Origin of the sequence: Mycobacterium asiaticum (assembly GCF_001668675.1) — a bacterium.
In the GTDB taxonomy this organism is placed as follows: Bacteria; Actinomycetota; Actinomycetes; order Mycobacteriales; family Mycobacteriaceae; genus Mycobacterium; species Mycobacterium asiaticum_D.
In genome coordinates this window covers 1-10,156 of record NZ_LZKQ01000087.1, presented here as the reverse complement: position 1 = coordinate 10,156, position 10,156 = coordinate 1, and the positions used below count along the sequence as shown (strand labels likewise).

The 10,156-nt window shown below is 59.5% G+C and carries 6 protein-coding genes and 4 pseudogenes; 8 read left to right on the top strand and 2 right to left on the bottom strand.

Annotation, left to right across the window (positions count from 1 at the left end; translation table 11 throughout):
• Nucleotides 1-649 precede the first annotated feature (649 nt).
• Nucleotides 650-1,324: a TetR/AcrR family transcriptional regulator gene (locus A9X01_RS07995; RefSeq protein ID WP_065120227.1), complete on the bottom strand. Its 675-nt coding sequence runs from the start codon at nt 1,322-1,324 to the stop codon at nt 650-652.
• Nucleotides 1,325-1,392: 68 nt separating this feature from the next.
• Between A9X01_RS07995 and A9X01_RS07990 the strand changes: the two genes are divergently transcribed.
• Entirely contained in the window at nt 1,393-2,262 is an 870-nt protein-coding gene (locus A9X01_RS07990) for a metal-dependent hydrolase (protein WP_065120226.1), read from the top strand.
• A gap of 176 nt (nt 2,263-2,438) precedes the next feature.
• On the opposite strand, the gene A9X01_RS07985 is transcribed toward A9X01_RS07990, so the two are convergent.
• Nucleotides 2,439-3,071 carry a TetR/AcrR family transcriptional regulator gene (locus A9X01_RS07985; RefSeq protein ID WP_095763925.1) on the bottom strand — a complete coding sequence of 211 codons (633 nt, stop codon included), beginning with the start codon at nt 3,069-3,071 and terminating at the stop codon, nt 2,439-2,441.
• Between the two features lie 128 nt (nt 3,072-3,199).
• Between A9X01_RS07985 and A9X01_RS07980 the strand changes: the two genes are divergently transcribed.
• The 7 genes and pseudogenes from A9X01_RS07980 to A9X01_RS07950 form a co-directional block, all read left to right on the top strand.
• Nucleotides 3,200-4,054 carry an SDR family NAD(P)-dependent oxidoreductase gene (locus tag A9X01_RS07980; protein WP_065120224.1) on the top strand — a complete coding sequence of 285 codons (855 nt, stop codon included), beginning with the start codon at nt 3,200-3,202 and terminating at the stop codon, nt 4,052-4,054.
• 12 nt (nt 4,055-4,066) lie between these two features.
• Nucleotides 4,067-4,990, top strand: a complete 924-nt coding sequence (locus A9X01_RS07975) for a reductase (RefSeq protein WP_065120223.1) — start codon at nt 4,067-4,069, stop codon at nt 4,988-4,990.
• Nucleotides 4,987-6,481, top strand: a pseudogene (locus A9X01_RS07970) (flavin-containing monooxygenase). Before A9X01_RS07975 ends, A9X01_RS07970 begins: the two are co-directional and overlap by 4 nt.
• Nucleotides 6,482-6,529: 48 nt before the next feature.
• On the top strand, nt 6,530-8,047 hold the full coding sequence (locus tag A9X01_RS07965; protein ID WP_065120222.1) for a flavin-containing monooxygenase: 1,518 nt from the start codon (nt 6,530-6,532) through the stop codon (nt 8,045-8,047).
• Between the two features lie 5 nt (nt 8,048-8,052).
• Nucleotides 8,053-9,010, top strand: a pseudogene (locus A9X01_RS28870) (alpha/beta hydrolase).
• 61 nt (nt 9,011-9,071) lie between these two features.
• A pseudogene (locus A9X01_RS07955) lies at nt 9,072-9,710 on the top strand (flavin-containing monooxygenase); the annotation flags it as partial.
• A gap of 82 nt (nt 9,711-9,792) precedes the next feature.
• A pseudogene (locus tag A9X01_RS07950) lies at nt 9,793-10,079 on the top strand (transposase); the annotation flags it as partial.
• Between the last annotated feature and the right edge of the window lie 77 nt (nt 10,080-10,156).

The following is a 10,156-nucleotide window of genomic DNA, read 5'->3' as shown; positions in this document are numbered from 1 at the left end:
CGCAGCCGGTCACACGCTCGTCGTGCTGGAGGCGATGAAGATGGAGCACACCGCGGGGGGGGCGGGGGGGGGGGGGGGGGGGGGGCCCGGGGGGCCCCCCCCCCCCCCCCCGCCGCCGTTGACCAGCCTCAGTTGCTCCGCGATGGTGTCGAGTTGCGCGCTCAGTCCTTCGCGGTTCTCGAGATAGCTGGGCGCAGTGTCGTCGACACGCTCGGGCAGGACCTGTACCAAAATTTTCCCTCCGGGCGAGCATCGAGGTCGATCTGCTAGGCGCTGATGTTAGCCGCAATTAACATCAAGTGACAACGGCGCGGGAGCGGGCGTCGGATTTGTTTCCGCGCCGTGGTTCCGTCGAATGGCGATGGACCGAAGCGGTGCGCTTCGCTGCAGATCGAGCGATCGAAGGAATTGACTGTGGGCGCGACGGCACACATGGCGCTGGCCGGATGTGTACCCGGTGATGTCGCGGATCATCTTGCGCCCACCAGGAACCGGGAACCGGCGCGAGCGAGCCGCAGTGACTCCGTGAGAACGAGGTCGATGAGATCCTCGGTATCGACGTCACCACCGCCGAAGATGGCACTGGCCTGTAGCGTCCGCCATGCCCTTCAGCGAACCGAGGCGTGCGTAACGCCGGGTCGGTCAGAATCTATCGCGTCTCGTCAGCTGCGGCTAGCCGCGGAGCGGTCGGATCAGGCGCCTGCCCGAGGGTGTATAGGCCGAGACTGCCGAGAAAACCCGCACAGTGCTCGATAAGCATTTCAGTCGAGTGGTTCAGTTGTCCGTCTATCCAGCGGCGGAGTATCTCGAACAGGCCCCCGACACCGTAGGTAGCGGCGAGATCTGCGACTTCAAGCACCTCACTGGGTATATCGAGGTGCAGGCGGGCCTCTCTGAGGACGAGCTCCGCAAAACCTGTCATCAGTTCGCTTCGCAGCTGCCGGAGGAGGGGTTCCGCGCCCGATTCGACAAACAGTATGCGGGCCATGCTGGGATCGTTCTCGATCATCTGAACCAGGGCCTCGATCGGAGCGTGAGCGAGTTCTTGAGGAGCAACGGTGTCGTGCGGAATGGCGCTGGTTATCACCGCTTGGAAGGTGGCGGAGATCTTGGCAAAGACCGCACACAAGAGCGCGTCTCGGTCGCGAAACTGCTGGTAGAAATACCGGCTCGTCACCCCTGACTTCGCACACACGGCGGTCACTGTGCACGCGGCAGCTCCTTGGGTCCCCATGATTGCGACCGCGGCATCGATCAACATCACGCGGCGCTGCGCATCGCGTTGAGTTGCGGACAGCCCGCCATAAACACGTGCTGGACTCATGTCCTACAGTCTGGCAGTCTTATCTGACAAGGCATAAAGTCAGATCAAACTTCGAGGAAGGACCTGAAATGTCGGACGATCAAGCCCCGACCAGGACCCGGGTGCTGCCAAAACCCAGGCGTGTTCGGTTTCCGATGCCGACCTCCACGAAGCGGCAACACTTCGTAGATGGCGACCTGGTGATGAGCCATTTCATCTCGACGCTTTCTGCGACGTTCCCGGAAGGCGAGGATTTCTTCATCCGCTCGGTCAGGAACTTCCAGAGTTCCATCGACGATCCCCAATTGGAGACAGCGGTCAAGGGTTTCATCGGACAAGAGGCCACGCACCGACACCAGCATCGGCTCCTCAACGAACGACTCCAGGCCATGGGTTATCCGACCGCGCGAATCGATCGTCACGTCGCACGCTTGATCAAGCGATTGGAACGGCGCTTTTCGCCGGAAATGCGGCTGTCCATGACTTCCGCATTGGAGCACTACACCGCTACGCTGGCGGAAATCATTCTTACCAGCGAAGATGCCCAGAAGCTCATTGGACAGACAGAGGTTCGACCGATTCTGCTGTGGCATGCGTTCGAGGAGTCGGAGCACAAAGCGGTTGCCTTCGACGTCTATCGGCTCGTGGGGGGAACCGAGCGCACCCGTGTACGGGGCATGCGGATCGCTTCAGTAATTTTATTCGGCGAACTCATTCTGCAGACTGCCTTGTCCATGGCCGCTGATAGAGCCTCGTATAACCCGGTCACGTTGATGCGCAGTCTGTACCGCTTCAGTCGCACCCCGATGTTCACCGCTGATGCGCTGCGGCGTTTCCGTTCCTACAATCGCCCGGGTTTCCACCCTGATGATTGGGACAGTGCTGCGGTCCTGGAGCGTTGGAGTAAGGAACTGTTCGACCAAGACGGTTCACAGCGAGTTATCGCTCAGTCGGGATAGCAAAGGTGCGGAAGTTGGGCGACGCAGGGAGCACTGTTCCTGCTTCGCTCCTGCCGAACAGCGTGGGCGCCGGCAGCGTCACGGGCGCGGTGCTCGGTGCTGGTGAAGGCGGCGGTCGGACCAAGAATGGGGTTCGGCAGCGATCGCCACGGAGCTGGCTGGCCTGTGATCCTGGGTCAGTCGCTGACGATATAGCGTTGAGCCAGGGTTTCAGCCAGTCTGCTCGTGTGCGCGACCATTTCCTTCTCGGTGACCGCAAGCAGACCCGAGTGCCAGGCCGTCATGACTTCGACGAACCCCCCGACTGCGATCAGAGTGTCCATGCGAAGGGCTATCTCGTCGGCATCTCGTCGGAGGTGTGGCCGGCTTGCCTCAACGACCAACTGCGTTGCTTCCTGTAGCGCCACGGCGCGGCGGTCTTGTAGCGGTGAGCTACCAACATGCTGAGCGAGGAGGATGTGCGCCCGACCGGGATCGCGTGCGATCCGGTCGACCACGATGGCGATCACCGCGGTGATGGTTTCGATCGGCGGCCGATTCACACGCTCGTCGAAGAGCGCGGCGACCTCGCCGAGCATGTCATTGCGGACGCCATCCCACGCTGCGACGAGCAGCTCATCGCGCGTCTTGAAGTCCTCGTAGAAGTATCGATCGTTCAGCCTCGTGCGGGCGCATACGCCGCGCATAGTCACTGCGGCCCAACCGCTCTCACTCCAAATCTCGGTTGCGGCCTCGATCAATTGTTGCCGTCGCTCTGCACGACGCTCAGCACCCGTCCGACCACCCCAGCGCTTGTTTATCGACCGCACCTCTCCATCTTGACAACGTGCTCGCCCCACGACAAAACTGGTGGCATGCGACCCCAATAGTGGCTGATGCCCCCAATTGAGAGTTTCCGCACAGCCGACGTCAATGTCGCGACCCGAAAGGCAGACGAATGAGATTGCTGCCATTCGACGGCTCACCAGGCAGAACGCACCGAGCCGATGCAGTCGTCACAGGCGCAGGAAGCGGTATCGGCCGCGCATTCGCCGTGGAGCTTGCACGCCGAGGTGGACGCGTGGTTTGCGCCGACAGGGATCCCATAACCGCAAAAGAGTCGGCAGAGTTGGTGAGGCAGGCTGGCGGCGAGGGTTTCGACATCGCATGCGACGTCACCGATCTTGAGCAGATTCGTAACCTCGCTGACGCGAGCGAAGACTGGTTTGGGAAGGCTGCAAGCCTCGTCATCAACAACGCCGGAATCGGTGCGGGCGGCAACCGTATCGGCGCGACGTCGATCGAGGACTGGAACGCGGCGATTTCTGTCAACCTCTGGGGCGTTATTTATGGGTGCGAGACTTTCGTGCCTCGGCTACGCAGCAATGGGCATGGCGGAGTCATCAATGTGGCGTCCGCCGCGAGCTTCGGCTCGGCCCCTCGGATGGCGGCTTACAACGTGAGCAAGGCCGGAGTGCTCGCTCTATCGGAGACATTGGCGGCCGAACTGAGCGGTACTGACGTCAACGTCACAGTGCTTTGCCCCACCTTCGTGAAGACGAACATAGCCAATAATCCTCAAATCGACGAGGCGGCTGCACGACTCGCGACCAACTTGATGAAATGGACCGGCATTTCGCCACAGCACGTTGCTCGAACGACGTTGAACGCGCACGATCGCGGACAAATTTATGTAGTACCCCAACTCGATGCCAAAGTCTTGTGGCAACTGAAGAGAGCCCTACCCGGTCCCTTTACACGCACGCTGGGCCTCGTGGAGCGCATGGCCTCATGGCACGATTCAGCCGAGTAGAGGAGCAGGGAAATGCCTTTCGCATATAGCGACATGCTCGAGACAATCAAAAACAAGCAATGGGCTCTCGCCGATATCGATTGGGACGCCCCTGGCGCGGAACTGATCACCGACGAACAGCGTCCCAAACTCAAGCAATTCATGTCCGACGTGGTGTGGATTGAGCATGTCGGAGCACGTGCCTTCGCCGCGATGGCTCCGAAGGCACCCTTTGAAGGAGTCGGAGACATTTACCGTTACTTTCACGCCGAGGAGCAGCGTCACGCCAATGCCGAACTTGCCCTGATGCGTCGCTGGGGCATGATTGAGGAAGGCGAGAAGCCGGTCCCGAACAAGAATATTCGGCTGGTTATCGAATGGCTGGACCGGTACGCCGAAGCCCTTCCCCTGACCGTAATCGGGGCCGCGATTCCGGCACTGGAGATCGCGCTCGACGGAGCGCTGCTGAAGTTTCTCCTCGATGAGGTTGACGACCCTGTGTGCGGGGAGGTTTTCAACAAGGTTAATAGCGACGAATCGCGACATCTCGCGGTTGGCTTCCAGGTTTTGAATGACCTGGGCGCCAGCCCCTTGCGAATTCACGCAATTCAAACTGCGGGCGCTCTGGTGGATCCGCGCATTCTCACCGGCGCGTTGCTGTATATCCCGCTCCTGATGCGCATGTTGATGAATCTCAACGCTATGGGTTTGTGCGAGGAAAAGTTATACAACGCGGTGACGCGGTATGCCAATGTCGGCGACCGGAGTGAGCACACGCGGAGGGTGCCCGGCTATCACATCTTGAAGGCGCACATGTCGTCTTCAATCAAGCGGTCCCAGCCTCTGCACTTCGTGTCTCAGCGCCTTGGCAATGCGATCGATGTGTTCCCTGTTCAGATCTTCGGTCGGCCGCCATCATGGACGGACGAACTGACCTACGAACCGGTGGCCAAATGACAGGCACGACGACGACTTTGATCGTCGGCGCCGGGTTCGCAGGTATCGGTACGGCGATTCGGCTGCTGCAAGAGGGCACAGATGACTTCGTCATCGTGGAACGGTCAAATCGCGTCGGAGGCACGTGGCGAGACAATACCTATCCCGGTGCGGCGTGCGATATTCCCTCAGTTCTCTACTCCTATTCCTTCGAGCCGAACCCAGGCTGGACTCGTACCTACTCGGGGAGCGTTGAGATCCTCGAATATATCGACGATATGGTCGCCAAGTACGATCTTGCCCGGTTTATCCAGTTCGATACCGACGTGACTGCCTTGGAGTTCGACGAGGGTGCCGGCATCTGGGTAGCCGACACGGCTGATGGAAAGCGGTATCAAGCTCGGTCAGTTGTGATGGCCAGTGGACCACTTGCCAACGCCAGCTTCCCCGATATTCGGGGTATTGACTCGTACGGTGGAAAGAAGATCCACAGCGCTCGATGGGACCATGGCTACGATCTCGGCGGTAAGAGGGTTGCAGTCATCGGGACAGGCGCGAGCGCGGTACAGATCATTCCTGAGCTCGTGAAGTCGGCCGCGTCGGTCAAAGTTTTCCAGAGAACGCCGGGCTGGGTTTTGCCGAGGGTGAACCTCAAGCATCCGGCTTGGGTGCGTTCGACCTTCAAACACTTGCCGGTGAGCGAACAAGCGCTCCGTGACGCCTGGTTCTGGGCCCACGAAGTGATGGCAGTGGGTATGGTCTGGAACACCGCCGCGACATCCGCGATACAGCTGGCGGCGAAAGCTCATCTCCGTCGGCAGGTGAAAGACTCCTGGTTGAGACGTCAGTTGACGCCCCATTTCAGACCTGGATGCAAGCGCATGCTCATGTCCAGTGATTATTACCCTGCGCTACAGGCAGATAAACTGCAAGCTGATCAGCTGGCCGATCACCACATTGTCACCCAACGGTGTTCGGACCGCCGACGGTGTCGAGCACGAGGTGGACTGTATCGTGTTTGCCACCGGCTTCGATGTGGCCAAACGTGGCACCCCGTTCCCGATTAGCGGCCTCGGTGGTCGAAAGCTCGGCGATGAATGGTCTCAGGGGACATTCGCCTTCAAGAGCGTGAGCGTGGCCGGCTATCCGAACTTGTTCTTCACTTTTGGACCGAATTCCGGGCCAGGCCACAACTCGGCGCTCGTATATATGGAGGCAGCAATTGGCTATATAGTCCAGGCGATCGAGCTCCTTCAGCGAAATGACATCGGTACTTTGGATGTGAGGGAGGATCGCCAGGACTGCTATCACTCCGATATTCAGCGCCGCCTTCGACGAACGACATGGAATTCGGGGTGCAGCAGTTGGTATTTGACCGAGGACGGCTACAACGGCACGATGTACCCAGGTTTCGCGACCCAGTTTATGAGAGAACTTTCCCGCTTGGATCCTCGTGATTACGTGATAGCTCGTCGCGACGATACGCACCTCGAGCTGACTCAATCACTCTGAACCCAAGTTTGCAAGGCTGACCGTTAGAACGGTGGAATGAAAAGAGCAATGGATCGCAAGTCCGACCGTCATTACGAAATAATTATCATAGGAGCTGGATTTTCCGGCATTGGGTCTGGCATTAGCCTGATGAAGGCGGGATTTACCGACTTCTTGATGGTTGATGACGCCGATGGCGTAGGTGGTACGTGGCACTGGAACACCTACCCGGGTGTCGCTGTCGATATACCGTCGTATAGTTACCAATTCTCATACGAAATGCGGTCCTCTTGGTCGCGCACGTACGCCCACGGCAATGAGCTCAAAGCCTATGCAGAGCGATGCGTCGAAAAATACGGGCTCCGGGACCATATTCGTTTCAACACCACCATTACCGAGGCTTGTTTTGACGAGAACGCGACACGGTGGCGTTTGATCAGCGCCAATGGTGAGGAGTTCACGGCACGCTTCGTGATAAATTGCTCCGGCGTTCTCAGTCGGCCAAAGTGGCCTGAAATCAAGGGGGTGCGAGATTTCGCCGGCGTTACGCTCCACACGGCTAGATGGGACAATACCAAAGATCTCAGCGGGAAGAGGGTTGCAGTAATCGGTACCGGTGCATCGGCGGTGCAATTGATACCCGAAGTCGCAAAAAAAGCGGAGAGTCTGACGGTCTTTCAGCGAACTCCAATTTATTGTCTGCCGAAGCCAGACTTCCCCATACCGACGTGGGGTGGAAGGCTTCTACATTTCCTGCCGGGGGCACAATTGGTGACCCGGACCGCGAGCCAGGCGTTCGTGGAAATCACTTTCCCAATAGCCGCTCACTTTCATACGGTGATACCGTTCGCCGATGTCATGGAGAGCGCCGCAAGGCGGTACATGCGGCGTGAGGTCCATGACCCGACGACGAGAGAACAACTCATTCCGCGCTACTCGTTGGGCTGTAAACGACCCAGCTTCCACAATTCCTATCTCGCAACGTACAACCGGTCCAACGTTTCGCTCGAGACGAGCGGCATAACCCATATCGACCATGCATCCGTCAATACTCGAGACGGCAAAGCTCATCCCATTGACGTCTTGATCCTGGCCACCGGCTTCAAAGTGATGGAGTCGGGCAACATGCCAACTTACGTGTTGAAGGGACGCGGCGGGCTGGAGCAGGCTACATGGTGGGACGAGCATCGACTGCAGGCCTTCGAAGGGGTGAGCGTCCCGGGATTTCCGAATCATTTCAACATCTTCGGCCCGTACGGCTACAACGGTTCCTCGTACTTCACGCTCATCGAGGCGCAGAGTCGGCACATCGTCCGGTGTCTTCGTCGCGCGCGGGCGCTGGGTGCTAACTGCGTGGAGGTGAAGAAGGAGGCGAACGACCGTTACTTCGCCGAAGTGCTGAGGCGGCGTCACAGACAGGTTTTCTGGCAGCCGAGCTGTTCCAATGCCAACAGCTACTACTTTGACAGGCACGGTGACGTTCCACTCCGTCCATCAACGACTCTGGAGACGTACTGGCGGAGCCGCACCTTTCGCCTCTCGGACTACCGATTCGAGAATCGGCCCGAGGAGGTGCGTCCCCGGTGACTAGAATGGATGCCCCTGACTGGCAGCCCAGCATTGCCAGTCATCTCGTCGCGATGTCTTCGCGGACCACGCTGCGCCCTCTGGCGCAGCTCATGCCATCAAACGGCTACGGACTTGCGGTGATGGATCGCGTGCTTCGAACAGCGCTCGTCGCATCACGGCCTCGGCGCGGCGTCACAGTCCGCAAGGTTGACACTGTATTCGCCGGAAACCCGATTCGTGGGAACTGGATCAACACGCCTGTCATTAATCCGCATGCGAACCCAATGCTATACATACACGGCGGTGCATATTCTATGTGCTCGCCGGATACGCACCGCGGTCTTCTCGGCGAACTCGCCTTCTGCAAGCGGACGCCCAATCTTCGCCGTCAAGTATCGACTTGCGCCACGATATCCCTATCCCGCAGCCGCGGACGATGCACTGAACGCGTATCGCTGGCTTACCAGCGGAGGGTCCCCGGGTTCTTGCCAGCGCACCGTCGCGGTTGCCGGAGATTCAGCGGGCGGTCAGCTCACGATGGCCACGGCCTTGGGCGCGCGTGCAGCTGGATTGCCGCTCCCTGATGCGATGCTGCTGATGTCTCCCGTCCTGGATCTCAGGTGCGAACTCGCCAGGACGCGTGAACTTCGCCGCCGGGATCCTTTTGCCTCCGCTCAATCAGCAGCGCGCGCTCTTGACCTCTACGTAGGGGGTGCAGATCGCGACGATCCGCGCCTCAGCGTGCTTGACGCGGACCTCACCTCGATGCCGCCGATCCTCATTCAGGTGGGCGGGAGGGAAATGTTGATCGATGACTCGCGTCGTCTCGCCGAGCGACTTCAATCGGCTGGATCCCACGTAGAGATCCAGGTATTCCGGGGACAGATCCACGTATTCCAGGCTATGTTCCGGATTCTTCCCGAAGCTCGCGACGCGATTCATCGAGCGGGACGCTTCCTTGAAGCCTCGGGAATCCTGTGAAAGTGTCCGAACAGGCAATGCTCCGACACCGCGGCAGCGTTAAGTCAGTTGTCTCTGCCTCATGAGCAGCGACTTCATGACGCCCTGTCGCGCATACGATCCGTCGATCGTGATCATCGGGGCCGGCTTTGCTGGGGTTGCGATGGCCCACCGGCTGATGGAGGACGGTTTTACGAACTTCACGATCCTGGAAAAGGCTGCAGACATTGGCGGCGTTTGGCGTGACAACACCTATCCGGGAGCGGCCTGCGACGTGCCGTCTGCGTTGTATTCATTCTCATACAAGCCCAATGCTCGATGGTCACGTCGATATGCCGAGCAACCCGAGATACTCGAGTACCTCCGGCAACTCGTGGAGAGTGGCGGACTGGCCGCGCATCTGCGTACCCACACCGAAGTTGTCGACATGCGCTTCGATGAGCAGTTCGGACGTTGGAACCTGTCTACGAACTCGAACGAGACACTAGCCTGCGATGTCGTCGTCTCGGCCGTGGGTCAGCTCTCGTTGCCGCACGTACCCCTTATTGCGGACGCAGACACCTTCCAGGGGCCGCGCTTTCATTCGGCGCGTTGGGACCGATCGGTTTCGCTTCGCGGCAAGCAAGTAGCCGTCATCGGTACAGGAGCTAGTGCCATCCAATTCGTGCCACACATCGCCCAGGAGGCGGAGCATGTCACGCTATATCAGCGCACGGCTCCGTGTGGCCTGACCCCGTTTGGTTGATCCATGGCTTATGAGAGTCTTGCAGCCCACGACGTGGGCAGGAAGGCTCAACAAAATCATGGCGACGAGGAAGCGGCACAGCCCGGAGCAGATTGTGCGCAAGCTGATGGCGGCCGATCGGCTCCTGGCCGAGGGTAAGGACACGGCAGCGGTGTGCCGCGAACTGGGTGTCTCCGAGGCCACCTACCACCGGTGGCGTAACCAGTTCGGCGGGTTGAAGGCCGAGGACGCCAAACGGCTCAAGGACCTCGAACGCGAGAACACCACCCTCAAACGCCTGCTGGCAGACGCGGAGTTGGAGAAGGACGCGCTGCGGGAGATCGCGAAGGGAAACTTCTAGGCCCGGTGACCGGACCCCGTGAAATGGTCCACGGCGAACGAGAGTCGTTCATTGGTGGGTACAGGTGGCAGCGTAGCGGGCC

Excerpts from the sequence above, each read along its gene's own strand:
- A9X01_RS07995 (WP_065120227.1), bottom strand. The coding sequence starts at position 1,324 with ATGAGTCCAGCACGTGTTTATGGCGGGCTGTCCGCAACTCAACGCGAT.
- A9X01_RS07990 (WP_065120226.1), top strand. The coding sequence starts at position 1,393 with ATGTCGGACGATCAAGCCCCGACCAGGACCCGGGTGCTGCCAAAACCC.
- A9X01_RS07980 (WP_065120224.1), top strand. The coding sequence starts at position 3,200 with ATGAGATTGCTGCCATTCGACGGCTCACCAGGCAGAACGCACCGAGCC.
- A9X01_RS07975 (WP_065120223.1), top strand. The coding sequence starts at position 4,067 with ATGCCTTTCGCATATAGCGACATGCTCGAGACAATCAAAAACAAGCAA.
- A9X01_RS07965 (WP_065120222.1), top strand. The coding sequence starts at position 6,530 with ATGGATCGCAAGTCCGACCGTCATTACGAAATAATTATCATAGGAGCT.